This is a genomic window from Ponticaulis sp. (genome assembly GCF_029210165.1).
Classification (GTDB): domain Bacteria; phylum Pseudomonadota; class Alphaproteobacteria; order Caulobacterales; family Hyphomonadaceae; genus Ponticaulis.
Genome location: NZ_JARGNT010000001.1, coordinates 1,738,192 through 1,760,846 on the forward strand (window position 1 = coordinate 1,738,192; position 22,655 = coordinate 1,760,846).

Sequence of the window (22,655 nt, forward strand, 5' to 3'; positions counted from 1 at the left end):
AACCTCACAACCGATTTTAGAAAACGATTTGAGTTCTATTTGATATGAGTGAACTGCGTAAGCCACCCATGCTTGCCTCGACAAGGCTCGGTGATGTGATCATCGACTTTGCGAACTATAGACTCATCTCGAATAAAAAACAATCTAAAATAGAGCCGCGCGTCATGGCGGTGCTACAAGTACTGCTGGATAATGCTGGTGAGGCGGTTTCGCGGGACACCTTTATTGACGAAGTCTGGGACGGAAACGCGCTGAGCGACGATGCGTTAAATCGTACAATTTCAATTTTGAGACGTGAGTTGCGTGCCTTCGGATATGATGGCCTCGTAAAGACCATTCCGAAGCGTGGGTATCGTCTCGACTATCCGGATCAGGCTGCGCCCGGGGATGATGAGGCGATTAGTGATGATGCTGCGCCTGGACCACGTAAATACCGGGCTGCCATTTTGGGCGGGATTGCGGCTTGTCTGGTCGCGGTAATCGGCGGGGCAGCTTTCTGGTTCAGTGGATCATCCAGCTCGGCTCTCGCAGGCGAGACGGACCTGCCGTACCATGGTAAAATCAGCCGGGTGAATATCCGAAGCGCATTTCATGAGCTCCAGACTCGCGGCATGCCAACAGATATCGCTGTTGAGGCGCTGGTTCGCACCCAGAGTTATGATGCGGCGATTGAAGAGCTGAACGCCAATCGTGACAGTGTGATCGCGACTTTGTCTCCGCAAGAGTATATCGGCTATCTGCACCAGCTTGGCGCGCTCGCCTTCGACCGGAATCTGGAATTGGCGGTTTCTGCGTATCGTCAGATTGTGCAGCTATCACCGGAAGACACATTGGCGCTCACCCAGCTTGGGCGGCTTTACTATGCCAACGGCGAAATGGAGCTGGCGCAGAGCTATATCACGCGCGCTGAAGCCACGGAGTTTAGTTCCGAACGAGAGCGTCTCGCGGTGGCGATGAATGCTGCGATTATCACCCAACCGCCGCTGCAGGGAAGAATTGATGCGCTTCGGGCGGTTGAGGCCGAGGCCGAAGCTCTGGGCGAAAGCGAAATCTGGGCGCGGACAGAGAGCTTTCTGGTCAATTATGAATGGCTTCAAGCGTCCCAGACCGACGACTTTCAGGATGAAGACTATGCTGCCTGGATCGCGCGTCTGGAAGCGGTTCGTGATGCGCAAATGGCGCTTGGATTGCAGCATGAAGTGCTTCGCACGCGTTGCCAGATTGCACTCATGATCAGTGCGGCCGGAGACCGGCGCGGCGCCATTGCCGAGTATGAAGAGATCCTCGAACTAGAGGTCGATTTGATGCGTCCTCACCAGATGCATGTCATCCTGTCCAATCTTGCGCTGCTCCATATGGAGCTTGATGAGCTTGAGGACGCAAAGATGTATAATGATCTTGCGCTCCGTTCGCTCCGGAATGCCAATCTCAATGGTGAACTGACGCACAACTGGTATCTGGCCGCGCAAATCGCTGATGCGTCTGGCGATCGTGAAACGGCCTGCTCTTATATGTCGACAGCGCTTCAGGCGGCATTGCCTGATCCCGGCCACGACTATTTGCGCACCTATGCGGACGAACTCTCATGTGAGGCCGGTGGCTAGCGCGCCTGATTGGTAAAAATTCACCGGTTGAATGTTCATAATTCTTAACGTGATGCGCCGATAATTCCCGCATCAGAAGAGTTTCGCGGGGACTTCCCGACGAGCCGTTGAGGATGAACGATGAAAACCATTTTACTTGCTGGTGCAGCGCTCCTGGCGGCACCTTTTGCCATGGCGCAAAGCCATAATGCTCACTGGGAATATGACGGCGATCACGGGCCTGACCATTGGGCAGAGATTTCACATGACTATGCAAGCTGCGCCGGTGCGGAGCAGTCGCCGATCGATCTGAACGGTTATGCTGTTAATGCTGCGATCAACCCGCCCGCCATTTACTGGCGTAATGCGCGTGTGACGGACGCACAGAATAACGGTCACACATTTCAGGTGAACCTTGATAATGCCGGCAAGATCGTTGTCGACGGCGTCGATTACAATTTCCTGCAATTCCACTTCCATTCCGGTTCAGAGCACACGCTTGATGGCCGCCGCTATCCGTTGGAAATGCACCTTGTCCACGCATCCGATGATGGTCGCCTCGCGGTTATTGGCATCATGTTCGCGCGTGGCGAGCATAACCCGCTTCTGGATGATCTCATCAATGTCATTCCAGGCAGTGTTGGCCATTCGCAGCCGGTGATGAGCATCAATCTGAACGACTTCCTGCCGGATGACTGGCATTCCTATCGCTATGAAGGCTCTCTCACCACGCCGCCATGTAGCGAGATTGTAGACTGGACTGTCTTTGAAACACCGATCACAGCGTCAGCCGACCAACTTGCTGTATTTGAAACGATCTTCCCGCATTCCTACCGTCCGGTTCAGGAGCGTGGTCGTCGTTTCGTGCTGCGTACGAACTAAGAATCGCGCGGATGAGTGCATCTCGCCTTATGGAGACTTCGCTCATTCGGGAAATGTGCTAACTTTTTCGAATGAGCGATGAGTCTAAAATCATTATCGAACAGATGGCGGCGCTGGGGCAGGAGTCCCGGTTTCGCGTGTTTCGCCATCTGATGACGGCAGGTCCAGACGGCATATCGGCTGGCGCGCTCGCTGAGGCGATGGGTATTCGTCCGAACACTTTATCTACCCATCTTGGAATCCTGTCTCGCTGTGAGCTGATCCGTGCGCGTCGGGACGGGCGTACTCTGTACTATTCTGCAAATATTGAAGGCGTGCGGGATATGCTGGCAGGGATAGTCGCAGATTGCTGCAATGGTCATCCCGAAGTGTGCGGTGTCATTGATGACGTTCGGGTGTGCTCATAAATTCTATAATTCGAGAAACGTTGAATTATTATACTGATGCGTTAAACGGGTCCGGAACTTAGTCTCCGGAGCTTCGATATGAGTATTTTTCGCGCCGCAATGATGACGGGTCTGTTCGCATTGTCTTCGCTTGAGGCATTCGCGTTCGATGGCCTGCCAGAATGGTTGTCCCTACAGGGGGAAAGCCGCGTGCGATATGAGACGCTGGACAATCAGTTCCGCGCCAATCGTGACGGCAGTGATCAGCTCTTGCTCTTTCGCAGCCTTCTGCAGGTTGAAGCAGATTTGGGCGATGTGAACCTTGGTTTCGAGCTTCAGGACAGCCGGACATATCTCGGAGATGACGGTACGCCGCTCTCCTCCTCAATCGCGAACCCGCTCGACTTTCTGCAGATTTACGCAAAGTTTGAAAACCTGCCGGGCCTGCTCGGTGAAGCGTCCTCAAGCGTTGCCACACTCGGACGACAGACTGTGTCGATTGGCTCCAAGCGACAGATCGAGCGTGTTGATTTCGCCAACGTGATCAAGAGCTATACCGGCCTCTACGCTGTCAGCACGCATGAGCGCGGCGATGAGCTTCATCTCATGTATGTCGTGCCGACCGCGCGCTTTCCGAATACGCGCCCAGATCTGGATGACAACGCGCTCTCGGGCGACGAAGAGCAGTGGGGGCGCCATATCTGGGCGGTTCATTATCGCCGCGCCGATATTTTGCCCACGCTCGCTCCCGGTCTCTGGGGTGAGGTGTTTGTATATGGCCTTGAAGAAGAGGACACAGACAGTTTCCAGACACCGGACAGGTCTTATGTCTCGCCGGGCTTTCGTCTCTATCGTGCGCCAAAGGTGGGGCAGTGGGACATAGATTGGGAAAGTGCGCTCCGTCAGGGCACACGCTACGCCTCGTCTTCGCCGACTGACACTCAGAGCCTGGATGTTGACGCATCCATGACCTTCTTTGCGCTCGGATATACGTTTGATGCACCGCTGCGGCCTCGGCTTGCCTTTGAATACTATTATGCAAGCGGCGATGATGACCCGAATGATCTCAGCTATGATCAGCACGAGCGCCTGTTTGGATCGCGCCGTTCTGATCTGAACAACACGTCGATACATGGCCCTTTGACCCCCGCAAATCTGAATGCGCCCGGTTTTCGGGTTGAAGTGGAGTCCGATCATGGCTGGGATGCGCGCTTTTATTATCATGCGGCGCATCTTGCATCCTTGCGCGATCGCTGGGTGATTGCGCGGTTGCAGGACCCGACTGGCCAGTCAGGTGATTTTCTGGGGCATGTTCTGGACAGTCGAGCGCGCTACTGGCTCGTTGAAGACAGCGTACGTCTGGAGCTTGGGGCCTCGGCGTTTATTCCCGGTGAGTTTCCGGACAATGTGGTCGGTGGAAACAGCGATACTACGCTGTTCAGCTATGTCCAGATGACATTCAGCTTTTAACCTCTATTCGAGGCCGCGGCGGCTCATCAGCGCCGCCGTAAGCGTGCCCTCATCTAGGTGATCCAGCTCGCCGCCCATTGGCACGCCCTGCGCAAGACGGGTGATCTGGATACCAAGACTTTCCAGTCTGTCGGAGAGATAATGCGCTGTCGTCTGGCCATCGACTGTGGCTGAGAGCGCGATAATCACTTCCGTCACATCCGGTGAGGACGCACGCGCAATCAGGCTATCAATGTTCAGGTTTTCAGGGCCTACGCCATCAAGCGCAGACAGCACCCCGCCGAGAATATGGTAGCGACCTTTAAAGGCGGCTGCGCGCTCCAGCGCCCAGAGGTCTGGTACATCCTGCACCACGCAAATGACGCTGAGGTCGCGGTTTGGCGCAGAGCAAACGGTGCAGGGATCAACAGTGTCAAACGTGCCGCAAACTGAGCATTTGGTGATCGCTTTACCCGCTTCAGCCAGCGCATCAGCCAGCGGCGCAAGCAGTGTGTCCGGCCGTTTCAACAGATGCAGCGCTACACGGCGCGCTGAACGCGGGCCGAGGCCGGGAAGTTTGCCGATAAGGTCTATGACCCGCTGCAGTTCCGGGCCGATCAGGTTTTTGGACATGCTGCTTTCTGCACTCTGGCTGGTATGTCACATATCTGCACAGATTCGTACGTGCTTTCCTATCCGGGTTTATCCAAACATGCAGGAAACGCAGGGCCTATGAACCAGTCAGTAGACACTTACTTATATTGTCACGGATTCCCGGGCTCTGATGCTGATCTGGCATGGTTTACAACGTTTACTGATCTGCCTTTGATTGCTGCGCCGTTTGGCCATGATGGCGAATTTAATTCGGACATTCTGGGTGATGGGGGTGTTCACCTTGTCGGATTTTCGCTTGGTGCCATGTCGGCCATCGAGATTGCAACGGCGCACCCGGATAAGATTGCGCGCCTCACACTGATTTCCCCTGCTGGACCGCTTGAGTTGGGAGATTTTCTCGACGATATGGCCGGCGGTGCGGTGTTCAAGGCTGCGCGGGATAACTGGCCAATGTACGAAACTCTGTTGGCTATTCAGTCATTTCTGACATCGGTTCTTCCGGGCATGGTACGAGGCATGATCATGTCCGGTGCCCCTGAGGCCGACAGCGCCCTTTTGCGGGATAAGGACTTTCGGCGGGCATTTGACGCGGGAATGAAGTATTCCTATGGCTCTGGTAAAACGCGCTTCAATCAGGTTGTGAAACGCTATGTCGCGGCGTGGTCGGAGGCGCTAAACAGGGTTGTCTGTCCGGTGACGATATATCAGGGCATCGCCGACACATGGACGCCGCCAGCAATGGGGCGGGCATTGCACGACGCTTTTCCTTCGGGACAATCAGAGCTTATCGAGCTGGAAGGACTTGCTCATTTTTCGACGTTGAAGGCAGCAATTTCAAAGCTGAATTAAGACGCCCAGTCAGCCAGCCACTCAGTGAACGGCTTGCCGGTCGAGGTCAGCTGGTCGGTATCTTTCGCCGGATCATAGTTGAAGACGATAGCTTCAGGCGACTGACAATCAATGCAGACATAGACGCCGCAGCCCTGATGGCAGATGGGTAGAAGATAGTCCGGCAGTTCTGCCTCACCGAGTTCTTCGTCATCGCCCGGCGCGCGCAGCCACTCATAGACCTCAATAGCATCGCGGCCATTGTCATCGGCCCAGCCGCCGGAAAGGCCGAGCAGCCCGAAATACGGGCCGAAACCGCCATTGCCGACGTCCTGATAGAGGTTCACCAGTACGAATGGCACAGGAAAAGCGAGGCGCTCGTTGGCAGCCTCAATCTGTTTGTCGTTCAAGCGTTTCTGAAGATGCAGAGGTGACTGGCTGAGACGGCGTATTTTCGCCTTCACCAGATCAACGACTTCATTGACTGCGGTATCGCTCATCCGATGACAGCCTAGAACGGCATTTTGAAGCCGGGCAGCATGCCGCCCAGGCCGGACGTTGCTTCCTGCATGGCTTTTTCAAGCTCTTCATCGAGGCGCTTGCGGGCATCTGCGTGCGCCGCCTTGATGAGGTCTTCAATGATTTCAGCTTCGTCGCCCATCAGCGCCGGATCTATAGACAGATCGACCAGTTCGCCTTTGCCCTTCAGGGTAACGCGCACCATGCCGCCACCTGCAACGCCATCAGCCGTGACGTTCTCAGCTTTTTCCTGAGCTTCCTGCATCTTGGCTTGCATTTCCTGCGCCTGACGCATGATTTTGCTCATATCACCGAGGCCTTTCATCGGCTTTCCTTTCTGGTCTGTTGCGGCGAGGAGAAGTTCAGACGGACGATTTTCTCTTCGCCTTCTTCCGCTTCCGGAGGTGTGACAACGTCGAGCACTTCCGATCCCGGAATACGTTTAATGAGTTCGGACAGGAAGTCGTCATGCATCGCATCGGCAATACGTTCCTGACGCTCACGCTCCTTGCGTTCAATTACGGTTTCTTCCTGCGAGCGGATTTGTTCGATACGCCAGTCCGCGCCCGTTTCGTCGTTCAGGAAGCGCTGCACATTGGCGATCAGGTTCTGGGATGCGCCATGTTCCATCTGCACAGACAGGAAGCCGAAACGGACTTCGCCGGGTCTCATAAAGCGTTCCATCTCATACATGAGATCGGCCCGCTTACGCGATTCCATGAGGCTCAGAATTCCGTCAAAGCTAGCGGGCTGCCCCATTGAAGTGACGCCCGCTTCGTCATTTTTTGACGGCGGAGCTCCGCTATCGGGAGGTGCTGCGCCGTTCTGTGCGGCGATGATGGCTTTGAGCGCTTCTTCCGGTGGCGGTACATGTGCAGACGCGGCCATCTGGATAAGGGTCATCTCAACCGCGGTCGCCGCATTAGGTGCGATCTGAGCTGTCTCAAACCCTTTCATAAGGATTTGCCAGAGGCGCGTGGATTGGGCCGGTGTCAGCTTGGCTGCGATCTCTTTGGTGAGGCGCGTCCATTCGGCAGGGCCGCTCGCCTGATAGGCTTCGCCCAGCACATTGGCGCGGCTAACTTCAACGGCAAGCTCGATCAGATCTTTCAGAATGGTAAGCGGATCACCACCGGCATGGATCTGGCCTTCAAACTCGTCGAGCGCGGCCTTGTGTTCACCTTGCGCGGCATGCCCGAACAGGGTGAGCAGGCGTGAGTGGTCGGCGAGGCCCAGCATATCGCGGACGTCTTCCGCCGGAACTTCTGCGCCTTCTGTGTTTGAGACAATCGCCTGATCAAGAATAGAGAGCGCATCGCGCACAGAGCCTTCCGCCGCGCGGGCGATAAGGGTCAGCCCCTCATCGGCGATCTTCACATTCTCTCGCGAGCAGATATTCGCCAGATGCTGGCTGAGGGTTTCAACGTCCAGACGACGCAGGTCAAACCGCTGACAGCGGGACAGAACCGTGACCGGAACTTTGCGTATTTCTGTGGTCGCGAAGACGAATTTGACGTGCTCTGGCGGTTCTTCAAGCGTCTTCAGGAGGGCGTTAAACGCCGACTTGGAGAGCATGTGAACCTCGTCAATGATGAACACTTTATAGCGTGCAGAGACGGGGGTGTAGCGCGCGCCGTCCAGCAGCTCGCGCATGTCATCAACGCCGGTGCGTGACGCCGCATCAAGCTCCAGAACATCGGGATGGCGACTGTTGATGATCGCTTCACAGTGACGTCCCGGCGGGTCCATATCAAGGCTCGGGCCGCTGGCCGTGTCTGTTTCATAGTTTAGCGCACGCGCCAGAAGGCGAGCCGTCGTCGTTTTACCGATGCCGCGCACACCGGTTAGCATGAAGGCATGCGCAATCCGGCCTGTCTTGAAGGCATTGGACAGCGTCTTCACCATGCTCTCCTGACCGATCAGGTCAGAGAAGCGCTGCGGACGGTATTTGCGGGCGAGAACCAGATAGCTCGACTTATCCTTGCCTGACTCAGATGCTGCGGGCGCATCGCCAAACATGGACGGCGTCAGGTCATCTCGTTCTTCAGGTGGAAATTCGGACTCACTCATGCAGGTGACAATATAGCCGAGTTGCGTCGAGCGCGAGGGGGAAGAAACGATTTTCTGTGGTGTTCTGCACCATCTGCGTTGCGACGGCAGACATTACAGGGAAAGGTGTAGGATCAAGGCGTGCCAAATCACGACGCCGGAGAAAATAAATGACTGACTTTCTGCTGCTGGCCGTAATTTTTCTCGCCGCGGGCCTCGTCGCGGTTCCGATCGCGACCAAGCTCGCGCTTGGCTCTGTGCTCGGTTATCTGATTGCCGGCATTGTCATCAGTCCGGTGCTCAGTCTGCTGCATGTGGATGTCGTGTCGATCCAGCATTTTGCCGAGTTTGGCGTGGTCATTATGCTCTTCCTTATCGGGTTGGAGCTGGAACCAAAACGCCTCTGGGAAATGCGCGACAGGATTGTAGGCCTTGGCGGCGGGCAGGTTGTGATTACCGCGGCGGCGGTGTTCGCGATTGCCTGCGCCATGGGGATGAACTGGAAGTATGCGCTCGCCATTGGCTGTATCGCGGCGCTTTCATCGACGGCAATTGTACTTCAGACGCTGAATGAAAAAGGCCTGATGCAAAGCGATGGCGGTCAGGCGAGCTTTTCCGTGCTTTTGTTTCAGGACATCGCCGTTATCCCGATGCTCGCGCTGCTGCCGTTACTGGCGTCACCTGAACTGGTGGCTGCGGCGCATGATGTGGTGCATGGGGCAGATGACAGTCATGGCAGTTCGCTGAGCCTCGTTGCGGGGCTCGAGCCATGGCAGGCAACGCTTGTTTCAGTCGGCGCTATCGCAGCGGTCATTCTGGGCGGAAACTATCTGACGCGGCCTATCTTCCGCTTTGTGGCGGCGGCAAATCTGCGGGAGCTCTTCACCGCGTTCGCCCTGCTGCTCGTTATCGGTATCGCCCTTCTCATGACGCTTGTTGGCCTTTCACCTGCGCTGGGGACATTCCTTGCCGGTGTTGTCCTCGCCAACAGCGAGTATCGCCACGAGCTGGAAGCCGATATCGACCCGTTCCGGGGGCTGCTGCTCGGCCTCTTCTTCATGACGGTGGGCGCCGGTATCAATTTTGCGCTTCTGGCAGAACAGCCGCTTATGGTTGTTGGTCTGGCGGCCGGCTTCATGGTGCTGAAAGCAGTGATCCTGTTTGGGCTAAGCCTTGTTTTCAAGGTTCGTGGTGCGCAGGGCTGGCTGTTTGCATTGGGCCTCGCGCAGATCGGTGAGTTCGGCTTCGTGCTCCTATCTCTGGCGACGAGCAGCTACATTCTTCCAGATGCCATTGCAGAGCTTTTGCTTCTGTCTGTCGCGCTTTCCATGCTGGTGACGCCGCTTTTGTTTATCTTCCGCGAGCAGATCATCGCGCCGCTTTATGACCGGACACAAAAGCAAAGAGCGGCAGACGCGATTGATGAGAATAACGACATCATTATTGCAGGGCGTGGCCGTGTGGGCGGGATTGTCGACCGGCTACTGCGCACGGCGGGCTTCTCCACGACCGTGATTGATTTCAATTCCCGCCATATCGATTTCGTCCGCAAGTTCGGCTTCAAGACTTATTTCGGGGACGCCACCCGTCCTGATCTTTTGCACGCGGCAGGCATTGAAACGGCAAAACTGATTGTGGTGGCAATCGATGATCAGGCGCAGATCAATGAAGTTGTGCGCCATGTCATAAAGCACCATCCGAATGTGCATGTCGTGGCCCGCGCGATTGACCGGACGCATGTGTACGAACTCTGGTCGCTCGGATGTCGCGACATTATCCGTGAAACCTATGACAGCTCGCTCCGCATGGGGCGCTCATCTTTTGAAGCGCTGGGCATAAGCCGGGAGGCGGCTCAGAAAATGACGGACGCGTTTGACGTGATCGACAAGCAACGCCTGCGAGAACAGGCGGGCGACTATGATGTCACAAAAGCGCCCTGGGAGAATGAAGAGTTCATCGCGCGTGTGCGGGAGTCCCTTGAGGACTGGGAAGCCGAACTCGGCACGGCCATGCAGTCCATCATGGAGGAGGACCTCGTTAAAGATTCAGATTGAAAAATTTGGGTTTACAACCTAATATGGTTAACGTGTTCAGTGGGGAAGAGCACAATGCCCGAATCTTTTAAAGCGTCCGTGCAGGACAATCATTGGCTGGGGACGAGCGCGGCCGATGCTGTCGAGGGAGAAGACTGGAACGCTTATCTCCAAAAGCGGTCCCTTCTGCGCGACGGTGAGAAGCTGGTCGGCATCCGCGCCTGGTTTGGCGAGCATCATCCCATGGATGATATGAAGGACGTGTATGTGTCCTTCTATCTCGTGCAAGCGGACGAATGGGACAGTGTCAGTCAGAAAACCGAAGTACCTGTCCGTGTGGTGCAGCTTGAAATCGAGCCATCCCAGTTCATCCGGCGGTTCAGACGGATGGAGATCGCATTGGGCGACGGGGCTCTCGATCTTTCAAATCGGGATTTCGACATCTCGGTATACTGACAATGTGTTGGAGAAGAGACTGGCACGACCCGAGAGAAACTCGTTAGGGCTGCTTCCTTCCGGACCTGACCCGGTTGGCGAGGCACTCGTCCGCGCCAGCCTCCGAGGGCTATATCGCGAACCCGACGCCCGATTGCAAGATGCTTTCATCAGATTTGATAATTGACTGGCTTTGAGGGCGTCGAATTATCTGTGTCTTCGGCTTTGCCTGCGCAGGCCGTATTGATCGTTTCCCAAAGCATTTTCGGGGTGATCGGCTTTTTCAGGTACAATTCCACCCCAAGCCGCTTGAGGCGTACAAGTGTCTCGTCCGGAATATCAGCCGAGACGACAATGGTCTGGATATCTTTGTTCGGCGAGGATGAATTGCGTAAGCGGGACAGCAATTCCGTTCCGTTCATTTCAGGCATGTTGAGGTCGAGGAGAAGAAGATCATACGCGTCTTCTTTCGCCTTTTTCAGGCAATCCTGACCGCTGTCTGCGGTCGTGATGTCCATATTCCAGCTTTTGAACAGGGTTTCGAGATAGACGCGGTTTGGTAGCCGGTCATCAACCGCAAGAACCCGCGTGGCGGCTTTAATACTCGCGGCAGATTTCTGCATCAGCGTATCATCTGCCGGTGGTTCACTCAGCTCGACAGGTAGCGATACGAGGAAGGTCGTGCCTTCCGAACTCGTGCTTTCAACTTCGATTGTGCCATTCATCTGCGAGAGCAGTAGCCGGCAGATATACAGCCCGAGACCCGTACCACCATGTTTGGCAAATGTGCTGGAGCTTTCCTGACGATAGGGTTCGAAAATCCGGTCAACCTGACCGCCATGAATGCCAACGCCGGTATCGCTGACCCGTATTTCCATCGTGATATGGCCATCATCAAGCGGCTTTGACGACAGGCCGAGCGTGATATGCCCTGAATTGGTGAAGCGAATGGCGTTGGAGATCAGATTGTCCATGATCTGCGTCAGGCGGCCATAATCGATCATGCCCCATTCCGGCATATCGGGGGCGTTTTCTATTCGGATCTCAAGGCCCTTATCTGCGACGCTGAGCTGCCAGCGAGAGGCGGCGCGCAGAGGAACCGCGCTCAGTTCTGTCGATTTCAGGCTGATCTCAATGCCGTTGCTTTCAAGGCGTGTCAGTTCCAGCATATCGTTCAGAACGCGCACAAGAGAGTCGCCTGAGGACTGCACCAGCTCTACCTGCTTGCGGATATGGTCAGGCAGATCATCACGCAGAAGCGATGTCGTTATCCCGAAAATGCCGTTGAGAGAGTTGCGCACTTCATGGCTGACCGTGCCGAAAAAGCGGGTGCGCTCCATTTCGGATGCGCGCGCACGGCTAAGGTTCTTCTCAGCTTCGTTCAGCGCCTGTACCAGCGCCTGATGAAGCGTGAGCGCCATGAACAGGGCAAGCGTCAGTCCACCCATAGACATGAGGTAAAGATCGAAGATCTGGATCGCAGGGGCAGGTATCGGTGCTTCAGGTGTGTGTGTGACCGAGAAATAATACAGGAAGCTGACACTGGTAATGCCGATTATCCAGCCACCTACCGCGCCCGGTCTTCCGATGAAATAGGTTCCCATAATAGGCATGAAGACAGCCAGCATAACTGCGCCGGTCTGAATGCCAGTGCCCTCATTCATGCCAAGGAAAACAAGATTGACGAAGAATGCCGTCGTCAGAATCAGCCATACCCAGAAGAACCGCGACAGGCGCTGAACGACAATGATCATGGCGATCAGCATGCAAATAACGCCGGCCGATTTGATGTCATGAATGCCGATGCGTGGTTCAACCAGCTTAAGCGACAGCTGGGTCAGCGTGATCAGAACGATGAAAAACGACAGGATGATTGTGATGGCACGACGCCGGAAAACAGCGACGCCCTGAAAGGATGATCCGAGCCCCACAAGATCGGTGATGCGATATCCTATCCGGTTAATATAACTGGAAATGTCGCTCATTTTCGAATTGCCTGACTCAGCTGGGATGACGTTACGCAACCTTAGGCGGCAAAACCTCCACAAACCGTGAAAATTTAGAAACTGCGCATATAGACGCAGCGCGCAGAGCCGAAACACTGTGAAAGTGTCGCCGATAGCGGTAAGACCTGCGGACGGAGATTCTTATGCTGACATCGAATGATATACCGCTTGCTTCCAATCCGCTAGACCGCGCGGCCCATCGCCGGAAGGATGATGCCTGGCTGGAGGCCGCGTTTCGCGACCCGAACGTCCTGATCTTCATCATGCAGCATGGCATGCCGCTCGTGGAAGGTCAGGTTGGTCCGCCGCGTCCTGTTGGCGCGCAGATTGATCGTTCGCCTCGCAGGCTGCTCTGGATGGGCAGTGAGGCGTCGCAATTTGCACAGGGCGCGAAGCGTATTTTCCTCGGTGAAGATAAGCATGGCTCGCCCATTTTTGCGCTGTTTGTCGATGAGCGCTTCACGCTCGACGGAACCATGTTGCAGGGGGCGGGCGGTTTCGAAGATATGCGGGCTGCGGCGGCGGGCTTATCTGCGCTGGAGGCCAATCTTGTGTCTACGGCGCGGTCTATTTCCGAATGGCACCGCACGCACGGGTTCTGCGCCAAGTGTGGCAGCCCGACAGAGATTTCCGAAGCCGGGTGGAAGCGTGAATGTCCGGCATGTGAGACAGAGCATTTCCCGCGTACAGACCCCGTTGCGATCATGCTGCCTATTCAGGGTGATGAATGCCTTATGGGGCGCTCTACCGGCTGGCCGGACGGGTTCTGGTCCTGTCTTGCGGGCTTTGTCGAGCCGGGCGAGACCATCGAACAGGCGGCCTGCCGTGAGGTGTTCGAAGAAGCGGGCGTGAAATGCGATCCGGCGAAAGCAGAGTATCTGTTCTGCCAGCCATGGCCGTTTCCGTCCTCCCTCATGATGGGCATTCATATGCCGGCTGAGTCCCGTGACATCACCATCGACCCAAGCGAGATCGAAGCAGCGCGCTGGTTCTCGAAAGATGAAGTGAAGGCGATGCTCGCAGGGGAACACCCTGATGCCTATTGTCCGCCGGAATTTGCCATCGCACATTTCGTGATCCGCACATGGGCGGAGAGCTGAAACGAAAAACCCCTGCCGGTGAGGGCAGGGGCTCGCGAACAGGGGATGTCCGTTAGACTTAGTTATTGTTCAGCGTCAGCACAGCTGAGATGGTGAATGTGTTGAGGCCGCCATCAATGACGTCATCATCAGCTTCAAAGCGTGTGTAGTCGCCACGGATCGCAAAACGGTCTGTGACCTGAAGCTGCGCGCCGAGACCTGCCGCGAAACCGTCAATGTCGAAGGTTTCAGATACAGGGCCGGATGCGCCGCGAATGCTCATCATGGAATAGCCTGCGCGTGCCATGAATGTGAGTTTTTCAGCTGGTTGGAAACGGACAACGCCGAAACCGCCAACCTGATAGCCCAGATCAACATTTACAGTGATGCCTGTACCGGCATCTGTGATGTCGTCACTGTCAAAACCGACGCTCGCTTCGCCTTCAAGGCCGAAATACTCGTTAAAGAAGGCGCCGAAACGCGCAGTACCAGCACCCAGTGTCGCGTCATCGTCGCTGTACATTGAGTAGCCCAGGCTGACATATGTGTCAGCTTCAGCCATAGCTGCTGGCGCTGCTGTCATCGCAAGCGCTGCGATAGATGCAATCGCAAGTTTGTTCATAGTTTCCTCCACTAATATATTTTTATCCCGCGATTTAGACGGGCATTTTTGAAATCTGCAAGAAGCTTGGTTTCCGTAAAGTCATCTAAAAATCAATTTTGTGAACGTGTTTGTAAAAATGCCACAGTGCTGGCGGCTGCAGGCGCTATCTTCATTCCTATCGCTAATATTAGTGCGGACAATTATTCCAAATCGAGAGTATTAAACCGAGAGTAGTGCTGGAAGTTGCGCAAATAAAAAGGCCTCCCGGTGAGGGGAGGCCTTCGATTCGCGCAACGGTCTGACCGTTTGTGTTCACTACTCGACTTTGAAACGGTAGACGCCAGAGACCGTGTAAATGTCCAGGCCACCATCAAGGTTTGGCTCGTCAGCTTCGAAGCGAGTGATGTCGCCGCGAACGCCGAAGCTCTCAGTGAAGAAGTGCTGGATGCCGACGCCAAAAGCGAAGCCGTCAATATCAACATCAACGCTACCGCCGCCTGTGCGGCCTTCGATAGTCGCAGTACCGTAACCAACGCGGCCGATCAGATCAGTGCTTTCGCCCATTGGCAGGCGACCGACTGCGTAACCGATGAAAGACGTTTCAAGGTCAAGGGCAACGCCCTGAATGCTTTCGCCGCCGAGACCAACGCTGAACTCTGCTTCAGCACCGAAGTTTTCTGTGATGAAAGCACCGCCGCGGAGTGTTGCAGCAGTCAGTGTCGCGCCGTCGCCATCAAGCCCGGAAACACCAACGTTACCATAAACTTCCTGAGCGATGGCCGCAGGCGCGGATGCCGCTGCAAATGCTGCAGCTGCTGCAATCATAAGTTTTTTCATGAAATATCCCTGTACTCTACCAATTTATGTTTTTGGTGCCGTCGACTTAAAGGCGAGTAAGGGTGTCTGCAACCATGATTTCATTAGATAAACTGCGTTCACTATAAAAAATTGAACGCATTTGTAAAAATATCACAGGTGGTTTCTGAGAGAGATTTCGCGCTGAAATAATTCGGATTGTTCTGAATTGGTAAACGAGAGGTAGTGCTCTCCGCTTCGAAAAAGATCACCCGGGCAACTGGGGTACAGGGGGGCTGGTTATGTTGCCCGGGTGATAAAGAGCGCCCTTAGAGTATAGGGGGGACGCGGACGCTCTGTTCGGGGTCAGAAGGGCTGGCAGGTCGCGTTAGTTCAGTACGTTCGGCCAGTTTTCATCGGCTTGCGTGATGAAGTTTTCGCGGTCGGCGTTCCAGTCGGACTGAATGTCTTCGTTGAAGTTCAGATAGAGTTTGCCGTCGACAATCGCCCAGTGGCGCGCATCGCCTTTGGCGCGCTGGCCCTGAGCAACCGCCCATGCGCAATAGCCGCCATATTGCGGTGCATAAGCTTCAGGTTCGGCAAGAAAAGTGTCGAGGTTTTGCTGGCTGACAAAGCGGAATTCAGCGCCCTGATATTCAGTCGTGAAGGCGCGGCTACCTTCAACCGGACGGCCTTCGGTGAAATAGGCGACGACGTCATGGCCCTGAACCGCTGTGTTGGAAAACAGACCGGTATAGATCGGGGCTGCATCGGCAAAAGCAGCAGGTGTCAGAATGGCCGGAGTAGCGATGCTGGCGGCCAGTAAGGATATGAGAGCAATAGGTTTCATCTGGGGGCTCCTGTTCTGGGGAACCCTGAAGATAAAAAATCATCGGCAAAATTGCGAAACACAAGCCGCTCCAGTGTCTTCACATCGGAGCGACCAGCGCGTTATTGCCGTGACTATGGCATGATATAGTCTTTGCGGTCGCCTTGCGGATACACGCCCAGAACACGGACCTGGGTCGAGAAAAATCCTAGTTCTTCAAGCGCCAACTGGACAGGGCGCTCATCAGGATGGCCTTCAAATTCGGCATAGAACTGGGCAGCCGTGAACGAGCCGCCGGTGAGATAGCTTTCCAGTTTGGTGACGTTGACCATATTGGTCGCGAAGCCGCCAAGTGCCTTATAGAGCGCCGCTGGCACGTTACGCACCGTGAAGAGGAGCGCGGTTTTACACGGCGCCGTAACTTCTGTGATGTCGTTCGGCTCACGGCTCATGATCACAAAGCGCGTTGTATTGTGCTCTTCGTCTTCAATATCCTTCGCGATGATGTTCAGGCCATACACCTCAGCAGCAAGGGCCGGGGCGATCGCCGCCATGGCGCGGTCACCTTCTTCTGCGACCTGACGCGCCGCGCCCGCAGTGTCGGCTGCTGTTACTGCCTCAATACCGTGTTCGCGCATGAAGATGCGGCACTGTCCCAGCCCCATTATGTGGGACTTGGCGCGCTTGATCTCGCTTAATTCCACGCCCGGCAGAGCCATGAGCTGGAAGCGGATTGGCAGAAAGTGTTCTGCAATCATATGCAGCTGAGAGTCTGGGATGAGGTGGTGGATGTCGGCGACACGACCGGCGATCGTGTTCTCAACCGGTATCATGGCGAGATCGGCTTCGCCGCTCTCGACGGTTGTAAAAACGTCCTCAAAGGTCCGGCATGGGATAGCTTCCATATCCGGATACGCCTGACGACAGGCAATTTCCGAATTCGCACCGCGTTCGCCCTGAAATGCAATTTTTCCGGCCATGATCGAACCTTTCATATTCCGTGAGGAGGCAAACCACGCCCGGTGAAATTCGGCAAGAGGGCAATTTAGCTGTGCAACGGCCCGAAAAAACGTGCGGCTCTTCGCCGCGAAAGTCAGATTCCGTGCATGTTTATTTAAAGAGAATATTGAACGTTAAGCGCCACCGTGCCAGAAGCACCCCAAGATTCAGGATCAACCGGGATTCGTGAGAAATGTTTTTGAATAAAGTTGCTGGCGCTCTGCTGGCCGTTCTGCTCGTACTTCTGGCTTTGCCAACGCTGTCTGACATCATCTTCGGAAAAGGTGGTCATCACGGCGGACACCACGAAGAAGAAGCTCACTCTTTGAATGAGCGCTTTGCGGCAAGCTATGCATACTACCTGCCTGTTGAAGAAGGCGCTGGTGGTGCAGAAGTTGAAGAAGAAGTGTTCGACCTTGGCGCTATGCTCGCAATGGCTAGCGTTGAAGATGGCGCGTCTTCTTTCCGGTCTAAATGTTCTAGCTGCCACAATGCAGAAGACCCAGGCGTAAACGGCGCTGGTCCGGCTCTGCACGACGTTGTTGGTCGCTCATTTGCAGCAGCTGACGGTTTCGGCGGTTACTCTGGCACGCTCGCGTCCATGGAAGGCGAGTGGGACTATGAGGCGCTCGACGCATTCCTCCTCAACCCACGTGGTTACGTAAACGGCACAGCGATGTCTTTTGCTGGTCTGCGCCGTGACCCGGAGCGTATGAACGTTATCGCTTACCTCGCGTCTCAAAGCCCGAACGCTCCACCATTCCCGGCGCCGCTTCCTGTTGAGGAAGAAATGGCTGCTGAGGTTGAAGTTGACGTTGAAGCTCCACAAGGTGTTGCGCTTGAAGAAGCTGCTGAAGATCTGACTGAAGCCGGCAATGACGCTGCAGCCGCTGTCGCTGAAGAAGCTGCTGGCCTTGTTGAGCAGGTTGAAGACGCTGCTGATGAAGCTGTTGAAGATGCGACTGAAGCAGCTGACGAAGCTGTGAATGGCCGCCGTGGTCCAACAAACCACTAAGCAGCTCTGCTTATAATGATTTTGAAAAGGCGGCTCGCATGGGCCGCCTTTTTTAATGCCTCAAAGGAAGCGCTCAATCGTGTCAGGGCAGGCCGGCCGATCCTGATCAACGGCCCAGGTCAATATGCGCTCGAACAGGTTGGCGAACCCGCAAACTTCATCTGCATCAATTGAGCCCGGAAAGATGCGCACTTCAAATGTGTGCTTGGCGTCGAGCCCTGCAGCGATGTTGAGGAAGTTGAAGTCGCAATATTTAGTCGGTTTGCAGGCCAGAAGCATCTGGCGCGCCTCGTCCCAGCCTGACTTTAAAAAGGCTTCATCACTCGCCAGCTCGATCAGGTTTGTCGCGATCGGGCCTAGGCGCACACAGTTCGGGTTTGTGCCGACATGCGCGCGCAAGGCTTTTCCGTGTTTCGCAAGACAATAAATAAGGCGTGACAGAACCCGTGCATCGCACAGGCGCTCTGCATCAAAATGGACATGTACGGCCGCTTCCTTGGGGATGACGAAACCCAGCGCCTTCGCGGTCCCGAGAAGCTCGCCAAGTATGCCTTCGCGATTGTCTTCCAAAGGCGCGGTGATGATTTCGCACGGGCGTTCCCGCTCACCGGGAAGGCCTGTCGCCAGTGCAATCGGGCGCTTCTTCTCGTCACTCGCTTTGAAGATGCCGCCTTCGCTTTCAAGAGGCGTATTGAAGAGGTTGGACACAGGCTTCAGCACATCTTCAATCGAGGCATCCGGATCGCAGACCTTTGAGACCAGAGATAACAGCCTGCCATCATCGCTGACGATACGCATCCAGCCCTCCAGAGGCGGCGCGCTGCGGTTTAGATCGGCATTGATGGTCAGGTCATCGACGCATAGCGCGACCCTGTTTCCGCTCTCATCTACGGCGTCAAAGCCAAGAATAAGATTTTCAAACACCTGCACACTGGGGGCGAGGCTCGGTTCTGACTGGGGGTAGAACATCCGGTTTACAGAGCCGCCATGCTTGGCCGCGATTGCGTAAGCCAGATCCGCGCGTGTCTTGCCACGCGGTGCCAGCAGCTCGATTTCAAATCCTGTTTTCCAGACTTTACCCGTCATATCGACCCCATCTCTTACTGACAAAATGGGTAGCCTTTTTCAGGCATTCATGAATAGTCTTCATCAAGGGAAATTTGCGGGACCATCAGGGGATTATCGAAATGACGAATTATAACGCTGTATTCGCAGCGACTTTCGCTGCAGGCGCGGGCGCCATGGGCATGGCCCAAACTGCAGACGCACAGCATGCCGGTCACAATAACGGCATGAGCGATTTCGACGTTTATGCGAGCAGTGAATACGGCTTTTGCGATGCCAAAAAGATTGCGTCTGTCTGGGGGCAGAGCGTCTGGGAAGGCAAGATGACGCTCGCGAACAAGGTGCGCGCGGGTCTGACGGATCTTGCGGATGCAGATATCGCCTCAGCGGATGGTGTGCGTTGTGACTGGTCTGAAGCCGAGCTCACTTATGCTGACGCGACACAGCTTGCCAGCTATTGGGGCAATAGCGTTGATGAAGCCAAATCCAAGGTTGCTGATCTCATGTCGGGCATGGGTCATAAGCGCTTTGTTGAGACATTTGCAGATGCGATGGCGGCCCAGACTGAAGGTGATGAATATGACGTCGCCGGAAATTTCGAAACATATGCGGCGAGCGATTACGGCTATTGCGATGCCAAAAAGATCGCGTCCGTCTGGGGCCAGAGCATTCTGGACGGCAAGCTGACGCTCGCCAACAAAATAAGCGCCGGTCTCACCGACCTTGCTGATGCGGACATTGCATCAGCGAGCAATGTGCGTTGTGACTGGAGTGAAGCGGAACTGACCTATGCCGATGCAGAACGTCTCGCCGCGTATTGGGGACAGACTGTAGACGGTGCAAAGTCCAAAGTCGGCGATCTTATGTCTGGCATGGGCCATAAGCGTTTCGTTGAAACCTTCGCCTCTGTTCTCGACAGCAGTGCGCCAGCCAATAATGAAATAACCGGAGACTTCGAAATCTACGCAGCCAGCGATTACGGCTTCTGTGATGCAAAGAAGATTGCTTCTGTGTGGGGTGCTAGTGTCTGGGAAGGTAAGATGATCCTGTCGAACAAGATCAGCGCGGGTATTACAATTCTTGCAGATGCCGACATTCAGTCAGCCACCAATGTGCGCTGCGACTGGTCAGAAGCGGAACTGACTTATGATGACGCGCAACGCCTTGCCGACTTCTGGGGCAATAGCGTTGATGAGGCGAAATCCAAAGTCGCAATGCGCATGTCGGAAATCGGTCATAAGCGCTTCGTCGAAGCCTTTGACTCTGTTCTGCGTTAAACGCGGCTTTCATCTTGAATTGAAAAGGGCGTCCGTTCGGAGGCCCTTTTTTATTGCGCGTTTGGAGCTTAGGCTTGGAAAATGAGCGACTTTATTCTGGATGCGATCAATGAAGCCAAGTTGACGCTGGACTGTGTAGAGGCAAGCGAAGACGTCTATGCCTGCACGCTCGCCAGTCCCCGTGGCCATATGAAACGGCGCATGACGATGAAGGCTGGCCATGGCGCACCATCAATTGGTGAGTTTCTCTTTTATTTTGCGGTGATTGCGCAGCTGGCTGATGAGGCCGAAGACATTACTGACTGGGCGGAAATCCACGGAAAGGATCTCTCAGCCCCGAATGTCGTGAACGAATTTACGCAATTAGTGACCGACCAGCGCGATCTGGAAGTCGTCATGGGCACGCACGCATATGACGGCATGATGGCCGGACTGGCGGTCAGTCAGGCCATCGGAAATGCCATGCCTCGTTAGTATCCGGCTTAGACGTTGAAGCGGAAGTGCAGAACGTCGCCGTCTTTGACGATGTATTCCTTGCCCTCAGCGCGCATCTTGCCGGCTTCTTTTGCGCCAGCTTCGCCTTTGTTCGCGACATAGTCTTCATAAGCGATGGTTTCGGCGCGGATGAAGCCTTTTTCAAAGTCACCGTGGATGACGCCAGCCGCCTGAGGGGCCGTCGAGCCCTCTGGAATGGTCCAGGCGCGGGCCTCTTTCGGGCCAACTGTGAAATAGGTCTGCAGGCCGAGCAGGTCATAGCCCGCACGGATGACGCGGTTGAGGCCAGGCTCTTCAAGGCCTAGCGTCTCAAGGAATTCTGCCTGATCGTCATCGTCCAGCATGGCGATTTCAGATTCGATCTTCGCGGAAATCACGACGACAGGTGAACCTTCAGCGGCAGCGTGCTTCTCAACAACAGCAGAAAACTCATTGCCGGTTTCCGCAGAGTCTTCATCCACGTTACAAATATAGAAAACAGGCTTGGCTGTCAGAAGCTGCATCATGCGCCATGCCTTGCGGCTGTCTTTAGGAATGTCGGCGTGGCGTGCAGGCTTGCCATCGTTCAGCTGTTCCAGCGCCAGATCGATCAGCGCGAGCGTTTCTTTGGCGTCTTTATCGCCGCCGCTCTTTGCTTTTTTCTCAAGGGCCGGACGGCGCTTCTCAAGGCTTTCAAGGTCGGCCAGCATCAGCTCTGTCTCGACGACTTCATAGTCTGCGAGCGGGTCGATCTTGCCAGACACGTGCGTAATGTCTTCGTCTTCGAAACAGCGCAGAACGTACGCAACGGCGTCGGTCTCACGGATATTTGCGAGGAACTGGTTGCCGAGGCCTTCGCCTTGCGACGCGCCCTTAACGAGGCCCGCAATATCGACGAAGTTCATACGTGTCGGGATGATCTCTTTCGAGCCTGCGATTTCCGCCAGCACTTTCAGGCGCGGCTCTGGCATCGCAACGTCACCGACATTCGGTTCGATCGTGCAGAAAGGATAGTTCTCTGCCTGCGCCGCAGCTGTTTTGGTCAGCGCGTTGAACAGGGTGGATTTGCCAACGTTAGGAAGGCCGACGATCCCGCATTTGAAGCCCATGAGCAGATATCCTTTTAATCAAGGCGCTCACATAGCAAAATCTGGTCGTCTGACCAGCCCTCACAGCACTATGGGCGCTAAAAAGCTGGCGCATAAAAGAAGAGCGCGACCCTGGTCACGCTCTTTGCCTTGCCGTTTGGGAGAGGGTTACGCTGCAGTCTCGCCGCGAACCGCCGTAGGATAAAGAAGATATTCTTCCTTGGAGAAGCGGGCTTGCAACAGACCAAGTAGCTGGCCGAGGTCGCTAGAACCGGTTTCGCCCGTACCATCCTCAATATGCGTCTTGAAGAAGTCTGCGAGCGTTGGCGCCAGCATCTGCATGTCGCCATGAAAGCGTTTTGCAATGTCGCGTGTTGCCGGATTGGCGCGAAGTTCTGCGTAAATCTGCTCTTCTTCATGGTGCAGGTGTGCACGGAACAATTCTTTGGCTTCAAGTAGCTTCTGACGTCCGCTTTCTGTGCCCAACCCGATACGACGGGCTTCTTTGAGGGCGTCCAGAATAGCAACATGCTCCTTTTTGAGGAGGTCTATTTTATTTTCCATGCCGTCACTCCGTATGGGGGTTTGCATGTATATACTCCGTACAGGTGACAGGGAGATTAACACTCGTAAATGAAATTACCG

At 55.1% G+C, this 22,655-nt stretch carries 23 protein-coding genes and 1 other RNA gene; 11 read left to right on the top strand and 13 right to left on the bottom strand.

The window, feature by feature from the left end; genetic code table 11:
- The first annotated feature begins 44 nt into the window (after positions 1-44).
- The 4 genes from P1U45_RS08485 (at position 45) to P1U45_RS08500 (ending at position 4,321) form a co-directional block, all read left to right on the top strand.
- Positions 45-1,604 carry a winged helix-turn-helix domain-containing protein gene (locus P1U45_RS08485; RefSeq protein ID WP_301058683.1) on the top strand — a complete coding sequence of 520 codons (1,560 nt, stop codon included), beginning with the start codon at positions 45-47 and terminating at the stop codon, positions 1,602-1,604.
- Positions 1,605-1,724: 120 nt separating this feature from the next.
- Positions 1,725-2,465, top strand: a complete 741-nt coding sequence (locus tag P1U45_RS08490; RefSeq protein WP_301058684.1) for a carbonic anhydrase family protein — start codon at positions 1,725-1,727, stop codon at positions 2,463-2,465.
- A 71-nt stretch (positions 2,466-2,536) separates the two neighbouring features.
- Positions 2,537-2,872: a metalloregulator ArsR/SmtB family transcription factor gene (locus tag P1U45_RS08495; RefSeq protein ID WP_293616851.1), complete on the top strand. Its 336-nt coding sequence runs from the start codon at positions 2,537-2,539 to the stop codon at positions 2,870-2,872.
- Between the two features lie 78 nt (positions 2,873-2,950).
- Positions 2,951-4,321, top strand: coding sequence for an alginate export family protein (locus P1U45_RS08500; RefSeq protein ID WP_301058685.1), 1,371 nt, complete (start codon positions 2,951-2,953; stop codon positions 4,319-4,321).
- Between the two features lie 3 nt (positions 4,322-4,324).
- Here P1U45_RS08500 and recR read toward each other — a convergent pair whose 3' ends face one another.
- Positions 4,325-4,933: a recombination mediator RecR gene (gene recR / locus P1U45_RS08505; protein ID WP_293609706.1), complete on the bottom strand. Its 609-nt coding sequence runs from the start codon at positions 4,931-4,933 to the stop codon at positions 4,325-4,327.
- 99 nt (positions 4,934-5,032) lie between these two features.
- Here recR and P1U45_RS08510 point away from each other — a divergent pair, with 99 nt between their 5' ends.
- Entirely contained in the window at positions 5,033-5,764 is a 732-nt protein-coding gene (locus P1U45_RS08510) for an alpha/beta hydrolase (RefSeq protein WP_301058686.1), read from the top strand.
- On the opposite strand, the gene P1U45_RS08515 is transcribed toward P1U45_RS08510, so the two are convergent.
- The 3 genes from P1U45_RS08515 to P1U45_RS08525 are packed head-to-tail and all read right to left on the bottom strand — an operon-like array spanning position 5,761 to position 8,332.
- Positions 5,761-6,243: an SMI1/KNR4 family protein gene (locus P1U45_RS08515; protein WP_301058687.1), complete on the bottom strand. Its 483-nt coding sequence runs from the start codon at positions 6,241-6,243 to the stop codon at positions 5,761-5,763. The genes P1U45_RS08510 and P1U45_RS08515 overlap by 4 nt on opposite strands.
- 11 nt (positions 6,244-6,254) lie before the next feature.
- Positions 6,255-6,587, bottom strand: a complete 333-nt coding sequence (locus P1U45_RS08520; RefSeq protein WP_293609708.1) for a YbaB/EbfC family nucleoid-associated protein — start codon at positions 6,585-6,587, stop codon at positions 6,255-6,257.
- Positions 6,584-8,332, bottom strand: coding sequence for a DNA polymerase III subunit gamma/tau (locus P1U45_RS08525; protein WP_301058688.1), 1,749 nt, complete (start codon positions 8,330-8,332; stop codon positions 6,584-6,586). The genes P1U45_RS08520 and P1U45_RS08525 overlap by 4 nt, the downstream gene beginning before the upstream one ends.
- A 149-nt stretch (positions 8,333-8,481) precedes the next feature.
- Here P1U45_RS08525 and P1U45_RS08530 point away from each other — a divergent pair, with 149 nt between their 5' ends.
- Complete coding sequence (locus P1U45_RS08530; protein WP_301058689.1) at positions 8,482-10,365, top strand: monovalent cation:proton antiporter-2 (CPA2) family protein; 1,884 nt, start codon at positions 8,482-8,484, stop codon at positions 10,363-10,365.
- Between the two features lie 54 nt (positions 10,366-10,419).
- Positions 10,420-10,800: a hypothetical protein gene (locus P1U45_RS08535; protein WP_301058690.1), complete on the top strand. Its 381-nt coding sequence runs from the start codon at positions 10,420-10,422 to the stop codon at positions 10,798-10,800.
- Positions 10,801-10,810: 10 nt separating this feature from the next.
- Here the strand turns inward: P1U45_RS08535 and ffs are convergent.
- Positions 10,811-10,905, bottom strand: an RNA gene (gene ffs, locus P1U45_RS08540) — signal recognition particle sRNA small type.
- Between the two features lie 44 nt (positions 10,906-10,949).
- Complete coding sequence (locus P1U45_RS08545; RefSeq protein WP_301058691.1) at positions 10,950-12,764, bottom strand: hybrid sensor histidine kinase/response regulator; 1,815 nt, start codon at positions 12,762-12,764, stop codon at positions 10,950-10,952.
- A gap of 164 nt (positions 12,765-12,928) precedes the next feature.
- Between P1U45_RS08545 and nudC the strand changes: the two genes are divergently transcribed.
- A complete protein-coding gene (nudC, locus tag P1U45_RS08550; protein ID WP_293609713.1) occupies positions 12,929-13,885 on the top strand; it encodes an NAD(+) diphosphatase in 957 nt (318 codons plus the stop codon).
- A gap of 58 nt (positions 13,886-13,943) precedes the next feature.
- Here nudC and P1U45_RS08555 read toward each other — a convergent pair whose 3' ends face one another.
- From P1U45_RS08555 to P1U45_RS08570, 4 genes are all read right to left on the bottom strand, one after another.
- Positions 13,944-14,486: an outer membrane beta-barrel protein gene (locus tag P1U45_RS08555; RefSeq protein ID WP_301058692.1), complete on the bottom strand. Its 543-nt coding sequence runs from the start codon at positions 14,484-14,486 to the stop codon at positions 13,944-13,946.
- Positions 14,487-14,783: 297 nt separating this feature from the next.
- Positions 14,784-15,305, bottom strand: a complete 522-nt coding sequence (locus tag P1U45_RS08560) for a porin family protein (RefSeq protein WP_301058693.1) — start codon at positions 15,303-15,305, stop codon at positions 14,784-14,786.
- Positions 15,306-15,651: 346 nt separating this feature from the next.
- The gene (locus tag P1U45_RS08565; protein WP_293616841.1) at positions 15,652-16,113 is read right to left on the bottom strand and encodes a YHS domain-containing (seleno)protein; all 462 of its coding nucleotides are present in this window, start codon (positions 16,111-16,113) and stop codon (positions 15,652-15,654) included.
- 113 nt (positions 16,114-16,226) lie between these two features.
- A complete protein-coding gene (locus tag P1U45_RS08570; protein WP_301058694.1) occupies positions 16,227-17,072 on the bottom strand; it encodes a prephenate dehydratase in 846 nt (281 codons plus the stop codon).
- Between the two features lie 212 nt (positions 17,073-17,284).
- Here P1U45_RS08570 and P1U45_RS08575 point away from each other — a divergent pair, with 212 nt between their 5' ends.
- Positions 17,285-18,106 carry a c-type cytochrome gene (locus P1U45_RS08575; RefSeq protein WP_301058695.1) on the top strand — a complete coding sequence of 274 codons (822 nt, stop codon included), beginning with the start codon at positions 17,285-17,287 and terminating at the stop codon, positions 18,104-18,106.
- 60 nt (positions 18,107-18,166) lie between these two features.
- On the opposite strand, the gene P1U45_RS08580 is transcribed toward P1U45_RS08575, so the two are convergent.
- Complete coding sequence (locus P1U45_RS08580) at positions 18,167-19,192, bottom strand: amidoligase family protein (protein WP_301058696.1); 1,026 nt, start codon at positions 19,190-19,192, stop codon at positions 18,167-18,169.
- Between the two features lie 101 nt (positions 19,193-19,293).
- On the opposite strand from P1U45_RS08580, the gene P1U45_RS08585 reads away from it, so the two are divergent.
- The gene (locus P1U45_RS08585; protein ID WP_301058697.1) at positions 19,294-20,448 is read left to right on the top strand and encodes a hypothetical protein; all 1,155 of its coding nucleotides are present in this window, start codon (positions 19,294-19,296) and stop codon (positions 20,446-20,448) included.
- Positions 20,449-20,529: 81 nt separating this feature from the next.
- On the top strand, positions 20,530-20,922 hold the full coding sequence (locus P1U45_RS08590; protein WP_293609720.1) for a hypothetical protein: 393 nt from the start codon (positions 20,530-20,532) through the stop codon (positions 20,920-20,922).
- An 8-nt stretch (positions 20,923-20,930) separates the two neighbouring features.
- Here P1U45_RS08590 and ychF read toward each other — a convergent pair whose 3' ends face one another.
- Positions 20,931-22,031, bottom strand: coding sequence for a redox-regulated ATPase YchF (gene ychF, locus P1U45_RS08595; RefSeq protein ID WP_301058698.1), 1,101 nt, complete (start codon positions 22,029-22,031; stop codon positions 20,931-20,933).
- Positions 22,032-22,178: 147 nt separating this feature from the next.
- The gene (locus P1U45_RS08600) at positions 22,179-22,574 is read right to left on the bottom strand and encodes a hemerythrin domain-containing protein (protein ID WP_301058699.1); all 396 of its coding nucleotides are present in this window, start codon (positions 22,572-22,574) and stop codon (positions 22,179-22,181) included.
- Positions 22,575-22,655: the final 81 nt, after the last annotated feature.